Here is a 17,521-nt window from a genome sequence, read left to right as displayed (position 1 = left end):
TGAGCTTCAATTCTGATTCAATCAGAACCGAAGCTTTGGGGGCCGCAATATGTTGTTGCTTGGCAATGTTCTGGTCGCGGTGGTGGCCATGCTGCACGTCTATTTCCTTGTGCTCGAGATGTTTCTCTGGACCAAGCCGCTCGGGCTGAAGACGTTTCGCAACTCGATCGAGAAGGCAAACGATTCTGCGGTGCTCGCCGCCAATCAGGGGCTCTATAACGGCTTCCTCGCCGCCGGACTGATCTGGGGCCTCGTACATGGCAATCCGGCCTTCGCGTTCCAGATCAAGACATTCTTCCTGCTCTGCGTGATCGTCGCCGGTGCCTATGGCGCCGCCACCGTCAGCCGCCGCATTCTTTATGTGCAGGCGGCTCCCGCTGCGTTGGCGCTGATCCAGCTCTGGCTGGCCTAACGCGCGGGCGCGCTTTTGTTTTCTTGAGCATGATCCGCTCGGAAACCGCTTCACAGTTTTCCGGATCATGCTCAAACGCGACATCGCGCGCAGGGTGCATCGTCTTGCAATGGCCCAGCCGTTCCTCCATCATCCCGTGCAACGGTGACATCCGCCGGCCTGAGCTCGCGGACAAGATCACCGGCAACAGGGAGGTCACGGACATGAGAAGCGTGCAATTGCTCGCTGCGACGGCGCTTGCGATCGCGTTGTCGGTTACATCGGCCACCGCGCAGAAGAAATACGACATCGGCGCGACCGACACCGAGATCAAGATCGGCCAGACCGTGCCGTTCTCCGGCCCCGCATCCGCCTATGCCGGCATCGGCAAGACCCAGGCGGCCTACATGAAGATGATCAACGATCAGGGCGGCATCAACGGCCGCAAGCTGAACCTGATCCAGTATGACGACGCTTATTCGCCGCCGAAAGCGGTCGAGCAGGTGCGCAAGCTTGTCGAGGGCGACGAGGTGCTGTTCACGTTCCAGATCATCGGCACGCCGTCAAATGCCGCCGTGCAGAAATATCTGAATGCCAGGAAGGTGCCGCAGCTGCTCGCCTCCACCGGCGCCTCGCGCTTCTCCGACCCGCAGAACGCGCCGTGGACGATCGCGTTCAACCCGAACTACCAGTCCGAGGGGCGCATCTACGCCAAATACATCCTGGCCAATCACCCGAACGCCAAGATCGGCATCTTCTACCAGAACGACGATCTCGGCCGCGACTACATCACCGGCCTGAAGAGCGGGCTCGGCGACAAGGCCGCCAGCATGATCGTCACCGAGGTGTCCTACGAGCTGACCGACCCGACGGTCGATTCCCAGATCGTGAAGCTGAAGGCCGCCGGCGTCGATCTGGTCTATGACGCCTCGACGCCGAAATTCGCCGCGCAAGCGATCCGCAAGATCGCCGATCTCAACTGGAACCCGGTGCACATCCTCGACATCAATGCGAGCCCGGTGTCGGCGACGCTGAAGCCGGCCGGTCTCGACATCTCCAAGGGCATCATCTCGACCAATTACGGCAAGGATCCCGCCGACCCGCAATGGAAGGACGACCCCGGCGTGAAGGCCTATTTCGCGTTCATGGACAAGTATTATCCGGAAGGCGACAAGCTCAACACCGTCAACACCTACGGCTACTCGACGGCCGAGCTGCTGATCCAGGTGCTCAAGCAGTGCGGCGACGACCTCACCCGCGAGAACCTGATGAAGCAGGTGACCAGCCTGAAGAAGTTCGTGCCGAGCCTCGCGCTGCCGGGCATGTCGATCACGACGGGACCGAACGACTACCGCATCAACAAGCAGATGCAGATGATGAAGTTCAACGGCGAGCGCTGGGAGCTGTTCGGCCCGATCATCGAGGACACCGGACCGGCGGGCTAGCCGCGGTCGGGACGAGACACCACTCCCTCTCCCCGTCCTTACGGGGTCGAGACGAGCGAAGCTCGCTCTTAGAGGGTCGGGGTGAGGGGCTGCTTCCGCGCACCGCTGCATTAGCTGCGCCCGCGGAGACTCCCCCTCACCCGCATCGCATCTTCGATGCGATGCGACCTCTCCCCGCAGGCGGGGCGAGGTAAAGCGGGCCCCAACCTTCGCGCCGCTCCACCCGGCTTTTCGCACCGCCCCCTACTTTGGTTGACTGAAATCGCTCACCTTTTCGGCAGCGCTCGTCTTGCGTTGCAATAACGGTTCCTCCAGTATCCCGGCCCAGCGATGGCGACCGCGGGACCTTGAACCCGCGGACAAGATCATCGGCCAACCATCAGTCACGTGAGGGAAACAGCATTATGAGGAACGGGATTTTCCACCTGGTCACGGGAACGGCGCTCGCGATCGCGCTGTCAGCAACGTCGGCCTTTGCGCAGAAGAAGTACGATCCGGGCGCGAGCGACACCGAGATCAAGATCGGCCAGACCGTCCCCTTCTCCGGACCGGCCTCCGCCTACGCCTCGATCGGCAAGACCCAGGCGGCCTACTTCAAGATGATCAACGATCAGGGCGGCATCAACGGCCGCAAGATCAACCTGATCCAGTATGACGACGCCTATTCGCCGCCGAAGGCCGTCGAGCAGGTGCGCAAGCTCGTCGAGAGCGACGAGGTGCTCTTGACCTTCCAGATCGTCGGCACGCCGTCGAACGCCGCCGTGCAGAAATATCTCAACGCGAAGAAGGTGCCGCAGCTGTTTGCCGCCACCGGCGCCTCGAAGTTCACCGACCCGAAGAACTTCCCCTGGACGCTCGGCTTCAACCCGAACTACTTCGTCGAAGGCCGCATCTACGGCCAGTACATCCTGAAGGAGCATCCCAACGCCAAGATCGGCGTGCTCTATCAGAACGACGACCTCGGCAAGGATTATCTGAACGGCATCAAGGCCGGCCTCGGCGACAAGGCCGCCAAGATGATCGTGGCCGAAGCCTCCTACGAGGTCTCCGACCCGACCATCGATTCCCAGGTGATCAAGATCAAGGATGCCGGCGCCGACCTGTTCTTCTCGGCCTCGACCCCGAAGCAGGCGGCGCAGGCGATCAAGAAGATCGCCGAACTCGGCTGGCACCCGATCCACATCGTCGACATCAACGCGACCTCGGTCGGCGCCGTGCTGCAGCCGGCGGGCCTGGAAGCCTCCAAGGGCCTGATCAGCACCAATTACGGCAAGGATCCGGCCGATCCGCAGTGGAAGGACGATCCGGGCATGAAGCGCTATTTCGACTTCATGGCCAAGTACTATCCCGACGGCGACAAGAACTCGAACTTCAACACCTATGGCTACTCGACCGCCCAGTTGATGGTGCATGTGCTGAAGCAGTGCGGCGACGACCTGACCCGCGACAACGTGCTGAAGCAGGCGACCAACCTGAAGAATGTCGAGCTCGACATGGCGCTGCCCGGCATCAAGGGCAACACCGCGCCGAACGACTATCGCGTCAACAAGCAGCTGCAGATGATGCGCTTCAACGGCGAGCGCTGGGAGCTGTTCGGCCCGATCCTCGAGGACGCCGGCCCGGCGGGCTAGTGTCGGTTCGCACAGGTTTGAAACGCAATCGGCGGCCTCCGGGCCGCCGATTTTGCTTGGGAACACTCGCCCTATCCATCCCCGTCACCCTGAGGAGCGCGAAGCGCGTCTCGAAGGGTCGACGGCCACCAGCGGGGCCGCGCATGCTTCGAGGCTCGCTCCGCTCGCACCTCAGCATGACGGGGATGGAGATCGCTGCGACCCATCGATTTTACGCGCCTACTTCGGAATCTCGCCGAAATTCTTGCCGACCGGCAGCACCGCATGGCGGATCAGGCGGGAATCGTCCACCGCGGCCTGGCGGTGCTTCACGGCCTCGCGATAGACGGGGTCGCGGATCATCTCGACGAAGGCGGCGACGCTTGGATATTCCGCGATGAAGCAGTGATCCCAGCGCTCCTCCTGCGGACCGATCAGCATCAGCTCGAAGCGGCCTTGCCAGACGATGCGGCCGCCGAGCCGTTCGAACACCGGCCCGCTCTCGCGGCCATAGGCCGCATAAGCCTCCGCGCCGGTGGCCTTGCGACCGTCGGGATAGGCGGCCCATTCGCGCAAGCGTACCAGGTTGAGCATGTGGATCGGGCCCGGCCGGTTGTTGTCCCGGAATTGCGCGAAGACGTCCTTGGTCGGATCGATATGGCCCATGCGGCGCTCCTTCGTTTCTTGTTCCCTAGCGCGATCGCTCGATCGCGCTCTTCCCTGTTTGAGCATGATCTCCGCGCAAACGCTCCGCGTTTGTCGCGAGGGAAAACCGGTGCCCCCTTTTCCTGATCATGCTCCTTATGTAGCACGCGCTGCCTCACCTCCTAATGCCCCGTTAAGCTTTGCGTAACCGCCCCTTAAACCGGGAACGCTAGCGTGCGTCCCTGTCAGGGTGTGAGCGTTGCGGATGGCGTGGGGACGGAAAAAAGGCGGTGCGCGCAAGGAGCCGCTGTTCGGGCTTCCGGCCGCGCTTGCCGACCTTCGGCTGTCGCCGTCCGATCGCATTCCCGGCGGCGGCGACGACAAGCCCGCCAAATCCAAACCCAAGATCAGCGACAAGAGCAGCGATTCCGGTAGCGAGAAACCGCGCCCGTCGCGCAGCGGCAGCAAGCGGCGCAGCAAGTCGCGGGGCTTTGGCATCGGCCGCCTGTTCTATTGGACCGCGGTGCTCGGCCTGTGGGCCGGCATTGCGGTGATCGGTGTCGTGGTGTGGGTCGGCGCGCATCTGCCGCCGATCCAGTCGCTGGAGATTCCCAAGCGTCCGCCGACGATCCAGATCGTCGGCATCGACGGCAGCGTGCTGGCGCAGCGCGGCGAAATGGCCGGCGCCAATATCGCGTTGAAGGATCTGCCGCCCTATCTGCCGAAGGCCTTCATCGCGATCGAGGACCGCCGCTTCTATTCGCATTACGGCGTCGACCCGGTTGGCATCCTGCGCGCGGCGGTGACCAACCTCCTGCACCGCGGCGTCTCGCAGGGCGGCTCGACGCTGACCCAGCAGCTCGCCAAGAACCTGTTCCTGACCCAGGAGCGCACCATGCAGCGCAAGCTGCAGGAAGCCGAGCTTGCGCTCTGGCTGGAGCGCAAGCATTCCAAGAACGAGATCCTCGAGCTCTACCTCAACCGGGTCTATTTCGGGTCCGGCGCCTATGGCGTCGAGGCCGCCGCGCAGCGCTATTTCGGCAAGTCGGCGAAGAACGTGACGCTGCCGGAAGCCGCGATGCTGGCCGGCCTCGTCAAGTCGCCGTCGCGGCTGGCGCCGAAACCGCAACCCTGAAGGCGCCGAGCAGCGCGCGCAGGTCGTGCTGGCGGCGATGGCCGACGCCAAGTTCATCACCGAGGCGCAGGCCAAGGCCTCGATCGGCCAGCCCTCGATTGCGGTGAAGCCGGCGGCGCCGGCACCGTGAACTGATGTCGCCGACTGGATCGGCGAAGTGCTCGACGATCTGGTCGGCCAGATCGACCAGGACGTCGTGGTGCAGACCACGATCGATCCGAAGCTGCAGATGTCGCCGAAGCCGCCATCATCGATGAGCTCGCCGCCAAAAGCGTGAAGTTCAATGTCAGCCAGGGCGCGCTGGTGGCGATGACGCCGGACGGCGCGGTGCGCGCCATGGTCGGCGGCCGGAACTACTCGGAGAGCCAGTACAATCGCGCGGTCACCGCGAAGCGGCAGCCGGGCTCGGCGTTCAAGCCGTTCGTCTATCTCACCGCGGTCGAAGCAGGGCTGACGCCGGATACCATCCGCACCGACGCGCCGCTCGACATCAAGGGCTGGAAGCCGGAGAACTACACCCACGAATATTTCGGCTCGGTGACATTGACCCAGGCCCTGGCGATGTCGCTGAACACGGTCGCGGTGCGGCTCGGCGTCGAGGTCGGCGCCAAGAACGTGGTGCGCACCGCGCACCGGCTCGGCATCTCCTCCAAGCTGGAGTCCAACGTCTCGATCGCGCTCGGCACCTCGGAAGTCTCCGTGATCGAGCTGGTCGGCGCCTATGCGCCGTTCGCCAATGGCGGCTACGCCATCTCGCCGCATGTGGTGACCAAGATCAAGACCAGTTCGGGCAAGCTGCTCTATGACCGTCCGACCGATCCGCCCAACCAGGTGATCGAGCCGCGCTACGATTCGATGATGAACAGCATGATGCGCGAGACGCTGATCTCGGGCACCGCGCGCAAGGCGGAGATCCCGGGCTGGACCGCTGCCGGCAAGACCGGCACCAGCCAGGATTATCGCGACGCCTGGTTCATCGGCTACACTGCCAAGCTCGTCACCGGCGTCTGGCTCGGCAATGACGACAATTCACCGACCAAGAAGGCGACCGGCGGCGGCCTGCCGGTGGAAGTGTGGACCCGCTTCATGAAGGCGGCGCATCAGGGCGTGCCGGTCGCCGCGATCCCGAACTCGCAAGGCAGCTGGGGGCCGGCGAACCTGATGCAGATCTCGTCGCAGGTCACCGCGCCGTCAGCGCCGGCGGGACCGATGCAGATTCAACCACCGATGCAGGCATCGCAACCGCCGGCGCCGGTACCATCCGGTGGCGGCTATTATCGCGCGCCCCCGCCGACGCCGGCCCGCGCCTCGGCCCCACCCAACCCGAACGCGCGGCCCGAGGCGGCGGCTGGACTGGACGGCTGGCTGGCGGATCGGTTGTTTCGGTAGGCGGTCGATAGCTGGTGCGTAGCAGTGTAGAGCGCAGCGAAACCCATCAGCTTCGTACCGCGACATCAATTGATGGGTTTCGCTTCGCTCTGCCCGTCCTACAGGAGCTAACCAACTGCCGTCATGCCGGGCTTGACCCGGCAATCCATCCAGAAAGAGCTTCTTTGTTCGATGGATGCGCGTGTCGAGCCTGCGCATGACAAGGTGAAGAGCCGGCGCTGCCGCGCCCTACTCCTGGATCCCGTAGCGGTGCAAGTCGTTGCCGTAGGTATCGAGCCAGTTCTTGGCGCGCGTCACCGACGCGCAGACCTTGTCGACCACCCGCCAGAACCGCGCCGAGTGGTTCATCTCGACGAGATGGGCGACCTCATGCGCGGCGAGGTAATCGAGCACGAAGGGCGGCGCCAGGATCAGCCTCCATGAGAACGACAGCGAACCCGCCGAGGTACACGAGCCCCAGCGGCTCGACTGATCGCGGATCGAGATCCGGCGTACCCGCACACCGAGTTCCGCGGCGTGAAGCTGCGCCGCCTTCTGCAGGTCCTTGCGCGCCTCGCGCTTGAGGAAGTCGTGCACGCGACGATCCATGTGCTCGACGCCGCCGGCAACACAAATGATCCTCTCGCCGCTGTCGCGCGTCTCGGTCCACACCGTGCCGCGCTCGCCCGAGCGGTGCACCAGCCGATGCGGCACGCCGCGCAACGGCACCACGGTGCCGGGCTGGAACGGCGCGGCCTTCGGCAAACGGCCGAGACGGGCGGCGATCCAGCCGCCATGGAGATTGGCGAACTCCTTGGCTTCCGGAATCGTGCCGCGCGGCGGCATCGTCAGGATCGCCTCGCGATCGGTCGGATGTATCCTGAGTGTGTAGCGGCGCGCGCGCCTGTGCCGGCGCAACCTGATGGTGAAAAACTGGGAGCCGTGTCTGACCAATACGGTCGCGGGTTCGGCAGGCCGCCGATAGAGGAGCGCGCGAGTAGCCATTTCTGAGAGTCCGGGGAGCAGGAGTTCGCCCGAACTTTGCCATATCCGCCGCCAGGGAAAGCGCTCGGCGCAAAAACAAATCATTTGCCCAATATACAGGGGCTGGCCGTTAATTGACCTCTACCGGCAGGGGCTGGAACCGGAATTTTTCCGATGAATCAAGGTTACGAAAAAGGCCCAAAGAATGAAATTATATTCACCCTTTGAGCCTGGTCTGATTTGAGATTCTTTTAGTTAAATCAGTGACTTGTGCGACCGCGAAAATCGCGGCCGGGGCGATACCTATTCGGCTGCAGCGACCAGGGAAAGCCGCGTATTGGCCGCCGAAACCATGAAATCGGAGATCCGCGGCACGATTTCGGAGCGGAAACGCGAGCCGTTGAACACGCCATAGTGCCCGACGCCCTTCTGCACGTAATGCACGCGGCGATGGTTCGGGATCGCGGTGCAGAGTGCGTGCGTCGCCTCGGTTTGGCCAAGACCTGAGATGTCGTCCTTCTCGCCTTCGACCGTCATCAGCGCGACGCGGCGGATCTTCGACGGATCGACCGGCTTGCCGCGATGGGTCATCTCGCCCTTCGGCAGCGCGTGCTTGACGAAGACGAGGTCGACGGGTCTGCAGGTAATATTCGGCGGTGAGATCCATCACCGCGAGATACTCGTCATAGAATTCGCGGTGCTTGTCGACGAGATCGCCGTCACCCTTGACCAGATTGGCGAACAGCGCCTTGTGCGCGTCCATGTGCCGGTCGAGGTTCATGCTGATGAAGCCATTGAGCTGCAGGAAGCCCGGATAGACGTCACGCATCACGCCCGGATGCGGGAACGGCACCTTGGTGATGACATTGTTACGGAACCACTCGATGCCGCGCTCTTCGGCGAGGTTGTTGACCGCGGTCGGATTGCGCCTGGTGTCGATCGGCCCGCCCATCAGCGTCATCGAAAGCGGTACGAACGGGTCGTTGTTTGATTCCATCACGGAAACCGCTGCCACGACAGGCACCGAAGGCTGGCACACCGCGATGACATGCATGTTGCCGCCGAGAGCGTGCAGCATCTCGATCAGGTAGTCGACATAATCCTCGAGATCGAACCGGCCGGCCGCGAGCGGCACCATGCGCGCATCGGCCCAGTCGGTGATGTAAACCTCATGCGTCGGCAGGAACGCCTCGACCGTGCCGCGCAGCAGCGTCGCATAGTGGCCCGACATCGGCGCCACGATCAGCACGCGCGGCTGCGGCGAACGCAGCGGACGCGTCAGCTTGCGATCGAAATGCAGCAGGCGGCAGAACGGCTTTTCCCAGATCGAACGGACCTCGACAGGAGTGCGGATGCCGTTGACCTCGGTCGTCGGCAGGTTCCATTCCGGCTTGCCGTAGCGGCGCGTGGTGCGCTCGAACAGCTCACAGCCGGCGGCGATCGATTTGCCGAACTCAGTGTGGGTCCACGGATTGAGCGGGTTCTGAAACAGGATCTTGGTGGCGTCGGTTACCGCGCGCACCGGATTGAGCGACGCATGCGCCATCTCGTACATCCAGTACAACGGCGTCGTGAGTGCCGGGCTGCCTTCCGCCGCTAGTGGCGGGGCACCGCCAAATTCACCGATGGGCATAGTATTTTCAGACCCCTGTTTTGCGCCGCAGCATACTGACCAATGCGTAACAATGCGTCAATGCGCCGCGAGCCGAATCTGGGGGCGATATCGGGCTAAAAGGCCGAGAATCCACGAGAAAGTGACATTTATTCACCACCACCGAGCAGCGACCCATTGCGCTTGGCGCTCTGCAAAAGGGCAAGGAAGATCGCAAAAGAGGCAGCGAACAGGACCGCGTTGATGACCAGCGCCCAGGCCATCAGGTCGGCACGGAAGACGTGATCGATCAACAGCGAGCGCATGCCTTCGAACACATAGGTCGGCGGCAGCGTCCAGGCGACAGCTTGCAGCCAGGCCGGCAGCACCTCGACCGGATAGTAGATGCTGGCGAGCGGCATCACCGCGAACATCAGCGTCCAGACGATGCTTTCCGACCCTAACCCGTTGCGCAGCACGAGGCCGGAGGCGAACACGCCGACCGACCAGCTCGTGAAGATCAGATTGCAGAAGAACGCGATCAGCGGCAGCCCGATGGCGTAGAAGTTGAAGCCGAAAAAGAACAGCGCCAGCAGCGTCATCGGGATCACGCCGATGGCGAGCCGGATCAGGCTCATGACCATCAGCGAGAGCAGGAATTCGATCGGCTTCAGCGGGCTCATCATCAGGTTGCCGAGATTGCGCGCCCACATCTCTTCCAGGAACGAGATCGAGAAGCCGAGCTGTCCTCGAAACAGGATGTCCCACAGGATCACGGCGCCGATCAGCGTGCCGCCCGCCTTGGCGAAGAAGCCGGATGCCTGCGAGATATAATTCTGCAGGAAGCCCCAGGTGATGATCTGCAATGCCGGCCAGTAGACCAGCTCCAAAAGCCGCGGCCACGACGACATCAGGAGATACCAATAGCGCAGCACCATCGCGTTGATGCGTTGCAGTGAAATGGTGTGCTGGTGCTGGCTGACGAGTTCGCTCATGGTGTGCCCTCTGGCGCGCCCTCCCGCAGGCGGCCGCGCGCCACGTCGAGAAACACCTCTTCCAGCGTGTCGCGGTTGTAGCGCGCCATAATCCGCTCGGGGCTGTCGTCGTCCTCGATCTTGCCGCGCTTCATGATGATGACGCGGTCGCAGAGGCGCTCGACCTCCAGCATGTTGTGTGACGCCAGCAGGATGGTCGCGTTATGGGTCTTGCGATAGGTCTCGAGATGCTGCCGCACCCAGTCGGCGGTATCCGGGTCGAGCGATGCGGTCGGCTCGTCGAGCAGCAAGAGATCGGGTTCGTTGATCAGCGCCTTCGCCAGCGCGACGCGGGTCTTCTGCCCGGCGGAGAGCTTGCCGTTGGAGCGGTCGAGGAATTCCTTCAGATCGAGATCGTCGGCGAGCTGGTCGATCCGCTCACGCAAATGCTGTACGGCATAGAGGCGGCCGAAAATGGTCAGGTTCTGCCGCACCGTGAGCCGCATCGGCATGTCCACATAGGGGCTTTCGAAGTTCATCCGGCCGAGCACGTCGTAGCGCTGCTCGGGGATTCTCGCACCGAGCACCTCGACGCTGCCCGAGGTCGGCAGCACCAGGCCCATGATCATCGCGATCGTCGTGGTCTTGCCGGCACCGTTGCCGCCGAGCAGGCCGGTGATGCTGCCGCGCGCGATGCGAAACGAGATATCGTCGACCGCGCGGGTGGTCTTGTAGACCTTGACCAGATGCGCGACGTCGATCGCGGCCGACTCGCCTTGTTCAGCCGCCGGAGCTTGCCTCTGACCTGTCCCGACCTGTTGCATATGGCCGTCATTGAGCCATTGCGACAATAAGCGCAAGGCTTGGCGGTAATTAAAGGCTTGCCCTGCATCGGCGCGCTAAGTCGCGAATTTGTGCGCCGCCCACGGCACAGCTAAGGTCCCGGGATGACCGACGTCGCTTCCGATTTCCGCCAACCCCGCCGCTACGTCCGCCTGGATACGATCCTGCGGCTGCGCTGGCTCGCCGCGCTCGGCCAGCTCGTCGCCATCTTCATCGTGGCGCAGGGACTGGAATTCGACGTTCCGATCGTCCCATGCGTCACCATCGTGACGTTCTCGGCGCTGCTCAATCTGGCGCTGCAGATCGCCTTCAACCCGATGCAGCGGCTGGAGCCGGCCTATGCCGCGGCCCTGCTCGCGTTCAACATCGTCGAGCTCGGCGGCCTCCTGTACTTCACCGGCGGATTGCAGAACCCGTTCTCGTTCCTGTTCCTGGCGCCGGTCCTGATCTCGGCCACCGTGCTGCCGATCCGGCTGACGATAGCGCTCGGCTGCCTTGCGGTCGCCTGCGCCTCGGCGCTGTTCTTCTACCATCTGCCGCTGCCCTGGGACGCCGACGATCCCTTGGTGCTGCCGCCGATCTATTTGATCGGCGTCTGGCTTTCGATCCTGCTCGCGATCGGTGTCACCAGTCTTTACGCATTCCAGGTGACGGAGGAAGCGCGCCAGCTCTCCGATGCGCTGGCCGCGACCGAACTGGTGCTGACACGCGAACAGCACCTGACTCAGCTCGACGGCCTCGCCGCCGCCGCCGCGCATGAGCTCGGAACGCCGCTGTCGACGATCTTCCTGATCTCGCGCGAGCTCGAGAAGACGGTGCATGACGCGGCGATCGCCGGCGACCTCAAGACCCTGCGTGAGCAGGCGCAGCGCTGCCGCGACATCCTGAGCAAGATCGCGCAATTGTCATCGAGCGGTGCGCCGTTCGACACCATGAAGCTGTCGACCTTGATCGAGGAGGCGGTGGCGCCGCATCGCGATTTCGGCATCAACATCAAGGTGCGGCTTGCTGTCGCAGCAACGCCTGAACCGGTCGCCGCGCGCAATCCGGCGATCCTCTATGGCGTCGGAAACATTCTCGAAAATGCGGTCGATTTCGCGCACCAGACCGTCGAGGTGAACGCGTGGTGGAACGCCGAGACCGTTGAAGTCGTCGTCTCCGACGACGGTCCGGGCATCGCGCCCGACATGCTAAAGCGGATCGGCGAGCCGTATCTGTCGCGTCGCCGAGGTGCGGATGAGGCCCAAAACCCACGTGGGGGCCTCGGTCTGGGCGTTTTCATCGCAAGGACGCTGCTGGAACGCACTGGCGCCAAGGTGTCGTTTACCAATCGCACCTTTCCCGATCACGGCGCCGTGGTGCAGATCGTCTGGCCGCGCGAGCGCTTTGAGGAATCCGCGCCGGGCGACGAAACCGGATCCTAAGAACGATTCTTAATCGCAACCCTGGCATTACGGATGCATCGCTCTTTCCAGACGAGCACGCGACTTTCGGCTGCCTTGGCAGCGCCGCAGTCAGGACCCCATATGTTAGGGGTCTGCCACAGGGAAAAATGGATCGTGAACGCCATCACTGAACTGAATGACCATGCCGACCGCTCGCTCCTCATCGTCGAGGACGACAAGCCGTTCCTGGAACGTCTGTCGCGCGCGATGGAGACGCGGGGTTTCGCGGTGAAGTCATGCGACACGGTATCTGATGGTCTCGCCGAGATCGGCCGCGCCGCGCCCGCTTTCGCGGTCGTCGATCTCCGCCTCGGCGACGGCAACGGCCTCGACGTCGTTTCGGCGTTGAAGCGCAAGCGCCCCGAGGCGCGCGCGATCGTGCTGACCGGCTACGGCAACATCGCCACCGCCGTCACCGCGGTGAAGATGGGCGCCGTCGATTATCTCTCGAAGCCCGCCGACGCCGATGACGTCGTCGCCGCGCTGCTCGCGACCGGCACCGAGAAGTCCGAGCTGCCGGCCAATCCGATGTCGGCGGACCGCGTGCGCTGGGAGCACATCCAGCGCATCTACGAGATGTGCAACCGCAACGTCTCGGAGACCGCGCGCCGCCTCAACATGCACCGCCGCACCTTGCAGCGCATCCTCGCCAAGCGCGCACCGCGCTAAGCGATCGCTTCATTTGTTTTCGCGATGGCCGGGCTCGTCCCGGCCATTTGCTTTTGTAGGGTGGGCAGCTTCGTAGGATGGGTGGAGCGAAGCGATACCCATCCTCTCTCCCGGTGTCCCGAAGCTGATGGGTTTCGCTTCGCTCTACCCATCCTACGGAATCCAACAAGCTGTCCGTCACCCTGAGGAGCGCGCCCTTGCGCGCGCTCGAAGGGTCGACGGCCACCAGCCCGGCCGAACCATCCTTCGAGGCTCGCTCCGCTCGCGCCTCCGGCGACAAAGGCGAGGCCTTTGCGCGGGGATGACGGGGCAGCAATGTTCTTCGCTAAAACTCGTGCCCCTGCGGATCGACCAGGCGGTTGATGCGCTGCGCCGCGGCCATGGCAAAGCGCACCGTCATCGCCTTGCGCGTGGCCGCCGGCAGGCGATGCTCCGGCGCCTCGCAATGCAGATGCCCGCCATAGGCGTCCGCGATGATCAAACCGGTGTCGACGGGAAAGATCTCGCACGGCAGATCCTGCGTGAAGGCGAAGAACAGCCGGTCGCAATGCATCCGGTAGTCCTGCCATTTCTGGTCGGCGCGCAGATCCTCGACCGACGACTTGATCTCGACGATCCAGATCTCGCCGCGCTCGTTCAGCGCGACCAGATCGGCTCTTCGGCCGGACGGCAGCGGCAATTCGCTGATGCAGGAAAATCCCAGCGATCTCAGAAGCCGCGCCGTGCCGCGCGCGATCGCAAGCGCGGTCTCCGACTGGCGTCGGTCGGGCGCGGGCACAAGCGCGATCTGGCGGGCGGATGAGTTCATAGAGCGAAGATTAGCCGATTCCACGAGCGCATGATCCGGAAAAGTGGAAGCCGGCTTTCCGCGGAGATCATGCTCCCACCGATAGAGCGCGGCAGCGTCAGGCCGGCACGGAGCGTCGTCCGGCTCCGTTGCGGGACGGCGCTCCACAGGAACCCGTCGCCGCCTCACCGCTTATCCTCCCGGCCGCCGCCACAGGTGGACTGGTGAGGATCGCCTGGTGATCGACGACCTCTGGTACAAGAACGGAGTGATCTACTGCCTGTCGGTTGGCACCTACATGGATGCCAACGGCGATGGCATCGGTGATTTCAGCGGCCTGCTCCGGCGCCTGGACTATTTGCACGGGCTCGGCATCACGGCGATCTGGCTGATGCCGTTTCAGCCTTCGCCCAACAGGGACGACGGCTACGACATCTCGGATTATTACGACGTCGATCCGCGCTACGGCACGCTGGGCGATTTCGTTGAATTTACCCATGGGTGCCAGCAGCGCGGCATCCGCGTCATCATCGACCTCGTCGTCAATCACACCTCGGATCAGCACGCCTGGTTTCGATCAGCGCGCAGCTCGAAGGACTTGCCGTACCGCGACTGGTATGTCTGGTCGGACAAGAAGCCCGCCAATGCCAACACCGGCATGGTATTTCCCGGCGTTCAGAAATCGACCTGGACGCGCGACAAGCAAGCCGGTGCCTGGTACTTTCATCGCTTCTACGATTTCCAGCCGGACCTCAACACATCGAACCCGCATGTGCAGGCCGAGATCCTCAAGATCATGGGGTTCTGGATTCAGCTCGGCGTCTCGGGCTTCCGCATGGACGCCGTGCCCTTCGTGATCGCGACCAAGGGCGCCTCCAGGCGCAAGCCGGTCGAGCAGTACGACATGCTGCGATCGTTTCGGGAATTCCTGCAATGGCGCCAGGGCAACGCGATCATCCTCGCCGAAGCCAACGTATTGCCCGAGACGGACATGGAATATTTCGGGCGTGACGGCGACCGGATGCACATGATGTTCAACTTCCACGTCAATCAGCATCTGTTCTACGCGCTGGCGTCGGCGGATACGAAGCCGTTGGCGAAGGCCTTGACTGCGACCAAGCCACGGCCCGCGACCGCACAATGGGGCTTGTTCCTGCGCAATCATGATGAACTCGACCTCGGCCGCCTCACCAAGCCGCAGCGCGAGACGGTGTTCGAGGCATTCGGTGCCGACAAGAGCATGCAGCTCTACGACCGGGGCATCCGGCGACGGCTTGCGCCCATGCTGGGCGGCGACCGCCGACGCATCGAGCTCGCCTACAGCGTGATGTGCACGCTTCCCGGTACGCCCGTGATCCGTTACGGCGATGAACTCGGCATGGGCGACAATCTCGACCTGCCCGAACGCGGTTGCGCGCGCACGCCGATGCAATGGTCGACCGAGCCGCACGCCGGCTTCACCGAGAGCGATCGGCCATGTGTGCCCGTCATCGACAATGGACCGTATGGCTATGAGCACGTCAACGCGGCCAAGCAGCGGCGCGACCCCAATTCGATGCTGAACTGGACCGAGCGCATCGTCCGGATGCGCAAGGAAGTTCCCGAGGTCGGCTGGGGAGATCTCAAGGTTATCGCAACCCGAAATCCCGCCATCCTGATCATCCGGTACGACTGGCGTAACAACTCGGTGCTGTTCGTGCATAATTTCGCGGAAAAGCCGCTCGAGATTTCCTTCAACGTCGGGCTGCCCGACGACGCCGGCGATCTTCTGGTCAACCTCCTGACCGAGGACCACAGCCGCGCCGACGATGCCGGTCGCCACAAGCTCCTGATCGAGGCCTATGGCTATCGCTGGTACCGGGTCGGTGGGCTCGACCATCTGCTCAAGCGCAGCGACATCGATACCATGGAGCCCCGCACCCGGCGTCAATCGTCCTGATGCGGCCCGAGGATCACGCCCTCATTGGCGCGCAGATCGAGCACGCCTTCGACCTTCTCGCCCTGCCGGTCCATCAAGGTCGACAGCAGGACTTCATTGCTGAAGCCGATTGCGCTTGAGGACACCGACGCGGCGGCCGCGCCGAAATTCAGCGCGATCACGGCGACGCCCTCAGCGCTGCGCCGCCGGTAAAGCAGCACATCACCGTGCGCCGCCACCGGCTCATAGCTGCCATGGACGAGCTGCGGCAGCCTTCGCCGCAGTGCAATCAGCGCCTTGTAGAGATTGAGGATCGACGTCCGCTCCGCCTCGAGACTTGCGACATTGTCGCTGGCAAAATCCTGCGCCAGCGGTAGCCACGGCGGCGCCGTCGAGAAGCCGGCGTGCCGCTCGGCGCTCCATTGCATCGGCGTGCGGCAGCCATCGCGGCCGACGCCGATATCCGGCACGTTCTTCTCGAAGGGATCGCGCACCTGATCCGGCGCAATCGCAACCTGGCGCATGCCGATCTCGTCACCGTAATAGAGCGTCGGCGTGCCGCGCAGCGTCAGCAGCAGCATCGCGGCGACCGGCGCCTGCGCCGGCCCCACCCGGCTCGCCACCCGCGGCCGGTCGTGGTTGCCGAGCACCCAGTTCGGCCACGCCCCCGGCGGCAGCGCCTTTTCGTAATCGGCGATGATCATCTCGACCGCACGCGCACTCCACAAGGTCGACAGCAGCGCAAAATTGAACGGCATCTGCGCGCCGCGCAGGTCGTTGCCATAATAGGCGACCAGCCGATGCAGCGGCAGATAAATCTCGCCGATCAGCACGCGGTTGTCGAATTCCTCGGTGACGCTGCGCATCTCGGTGATGACGGTGTGCACCTCGAGCTGATCGGTCGAATATTGCGTCAGCAGCTTTTCGTGCGGCGGCCGGCCCTCGCGATAGTGCGGGTTTGTCGGGTTATCGCGGAAGTCGGCATCCTTGATCAGGTGCCAGATCACGTCGACGCGAAAACCGTCGACACCTTTGCGCAGCCAGAAGCGCATCACGTCGTAGATCGCGTCCCTGACCTCGCGATTGCGCCAGTTGAGATCGGGCTGCTGCGCGAGGAAGGCGTGATAATAGTATTGGCCTGAGGTCTCGTCATACGCCCAGGCGCTGCCGCCGAACTCGGATAGCCAGTTGTTGGGCGGGCCGCCATCCGGCGCCGGGTCGCGCCAGATGTACCAGTCGCGTTTGGGATTATCGCGCGAGCTCTTCGCTTCGATGAACCATTGGTGCTGGTCGGAGGTGTGGTTCGGCACCAGATCGAGGATCAGCTTGAGGCCGGAATCGTGCGCGGCGGCGACCAGCGCGTCGAAATCCTCCATCGTCCCGAACAGCGGGTCGATGCCGGTGTAATCGGAGATATCGTAGCCGAAATCAGCCATCGGCGACGGGAAGATCGGCGACAACCAGACCGCGTCGACGCCGAGCCGCGTCAGGTAGGGCAGCCGCGTGATGATCCCCTTGAGATCGCCGACGCCGTCACCGTCGCTATCTTGAAATGAGCGCGGATAGACCTGATAGAAAATGCCGCGTCGCCACCAGTCCCTGTTGTCCTGATCCATCCCGTCCCCCAAGCTCGCAGCCCGGCCCAGGCCGCTCCGCGCCCGGAGCGGCCGATCGGTTCAGGGATGACGCACAATTCGGGACGGAAAAATGGCGCCG

12 protein-coding genes and 2 pseudogenes are annotated in these 17,521 nt (G+C 63.5%); 7 read left to right on the top strand and 7 right to left on the bottom strand.

Annotated features, from left to right (window positions below; genetic code table 11):
• The first annotated feature begins 49 nt into the window (after positions 1 to 49).
• The 3 genes from ACSKB9_RS25775 (at position 50) to ACSKB9_RS25765 (ending at position 3,467) form a co-directional block, all read left to right on the top strand.
• Complete coding sequence (locus ACSKB9_RS25775) at positions 50 to 412, top strand: DUF1304 domain-containing protein (protein ID WP_083714868.1); 363 nt, start codon at positions 50 to 52, stop codon at positions 410 to 412.
• A 203-nt stretch (positions 413 to 615) separates the two neighbouring features.
• Complete coding sequence (locus ACSKB9_RS25770) at positions 616 to 1,836, top strand: ABC transporter substrate-binding protein (RefSeq protein ID WP_076824752.1); 1,221 nt, start codon at positions 616 to 618, stop codon at positions 1,834 to 1,836.
• Positions 1,837 to 2,240: 404 nt separating this feature from the next.
• Positions 2,241 to 3,467, top strand: a complete 1,227-nt coding sequence (locus tag ACSKB9_RS25765; RefSeq protein WP_018269220.1) for an ABC transporter substrate-binding protein — start codon at positions 2,241 to 2,243, stop codon at positions 3,465 to 3,467.
• A gap of 219 nt (positions 3,468 to 3,686) precedes the next feature.
• On the opposite strand, the gene ACSKB9_RS25760 is transcribed toward ACSKB9_RS25765, so the two are convergent.
• Entirely contained in the window at positions 3,687 to 4,112 is a 426-nt protein-coding gene (locus tag ACSKB9_RS25760) for a DUF1330 domain-containing protein (RefSeq protein ID WP_016845520.1), read from the bottom strand.
• 244 nt (positions 4,113 to 4,356) lie between these two features.
• On the opposite strand from ACSKB9_RS25760, the pseudogene ACSKB9_RS25755 reads away from it, so the two are divergent.
• A pseudogene (locus ACSKB9_RS25755) lies at positions 4,357 to 6,615 on the top strand (PBP1A family penicillin-binding protein).
• Positions 6,616 to 6,843: 228 nt separating this feature from the next.
• Here the strand turns inward: ACSKB9_RS25755 and ACSKB9_RS25750 are convergent.
• From ACSKB9_RS25750 to ACSKB9_RS25735, 4 genes and pseudogenes are all read right to left on the bottom strand, one after another.
• Entirely contained in the window at positions 6,844 to 7,683 is an 840-nt protein-coding gene (locus ACSKB9_RS25750) for a M48 family metallopeptidase (protein WP_438076609.1), read from the bottom strand.
• 198 nt (positions 7,684 to 7,881) lie between these two features.
• Positions 7,882 to 9,211 (bottom strand): annotated as a pseudogene (locus tag ACSKB9_RS25745) (polyhydroxyalkanoate depolymerase).
• A gap of 128 nt (positions 9,212 to 9,339) precedes the next feature.
• On the bottom strand, positions 9,340 to 10,164 hold the full coding sequence (locus ACSKB9_RS25740; RefSeq protein WP_438076607.1) for an ABC transporter permease: 825 nt from the start codon (positions 10,162 to 10,164) through the stop codon (positions 9,340 to 9,342).
• A complete protein-coding gene (locus ACSKB9_RS25735; protein ID WP_438076605.1) occupies positions 10,161 to 10,967 on the bottom strand; it encodes an ABC transporter ATP-binding protein in 807 nt (268 codons plus the stop codon). Before ACSKB9_RS25735 ends, ACSKB9_RS25740 begins: the two co-directional genes overlap by 4 nt.
• Positions 10,968 to 11,090: 123 nt before the next feature.
• Here ACSKB9_RS25735 and ACSKB9_RS25730 point away from each other — a divergent pair, with 123 nt between their 5' ends.
• Positions 11,091 to 12,410 carry an ActS/PrrB/RegB family redox-sensitive histidine kinase gene (locus ACSKB9_RS25730; RefSeq protein WP_438076603.1) on the top strand — a complete coding sequence of 440 codons (1,320 nt, stop codon included), beginning with the start codon at positions 11,091 to 11,093 and terminating at the stop codon, positions 12,408 to 12,410.
• A gap of 135 nt (positions 12,411 to 12,545) precedes the next feature.
• Positions 12,546 to 13,100 carry an ActR/PrrA/RegA family redox response regulator transcription factor gene (locus ACSKB9_RS25725; RefSeq protein ID WP_016845514.1) on the top strand — a complete coding sequence of 185 codons (555 nt, stop codon included), beginning with the start codon at positions 12,546 to 12,548 and terminating at the stop codon, positions 13,098 to 13,100.
• 325 nt (positions 13,101 to 13,425) lie between these two features.
• On the opposite strand, the gene ACSKB9_RS25720 is transcribed toward ACSKB9_RS25725, so the two are convergent.
• The gene (locus ACSKB9_RS25720) at positions 13,426 to 13,908 is read right to left on the bottom strand and encodes an MmcB family DNA repair protein (RefSeq protein WP_438076601.1); all 483 of its coding nucleotides are present in this window, start codon (positions 13,906 to 13,908) and stop codon (positions 13,426 to 13,428) included.
• A gap of 217 nt (positions 13,909 to 14,125) precedes the next feature.
• Here ACSKB9_RS25720 and ACSKB9_RS25715 point away from each other — a divergent pair, with 217 nt between their 5' ends.
• Positions 14,126 to 15,826 carry an alpha-amylase family protein gene (locus ACSKB9_RS25715; RefSeq protein WP_438076599.1) on the top strand — a complete coding sequence of 567 codons (1,701 nt, stop codon included), beginning with the start codon at positions 14,126 to 14,128 and terminating at the stop codon, positions 15,824 to 15,826.
• Here ACSKB9_RS25715 and ACSKB9_RS25710 read toward each other — a convergent pair.
• A complete protein-coding gene (locus tag ACSKB9_RS25710; protein ID WP_438076597.1) occupies positions 15,814 to 17,421 on the bottom strand; it encodes an alpha-amylase family glycosyl hydrolase in 1,608 nt (535 codons plus the stop codon). The two genes, ACSKB9_RS25715 and ACSKB9_RS25710, sit on opposite strands and share 13 nt — an antisense overlap.
• Positions 17,422 to 17,521 lie beyond the last annotated feature (100 nt).

Source organism: Bradyrhizobium sp. BR 1433, assembly GCF_051547665.1.
Classification (GTDB): Bacteria; Pseudomonadota; Alphaproteobacteria; order Rhizobiales; family Xanthobacteraceae; genus Bradyrhizobium; species Bradyrhizobium australafricanum.
Note: the sequence above shows the minus strand (reverse complement) of the source record. Positions and strands in the feature narration are given on the sequence as shown.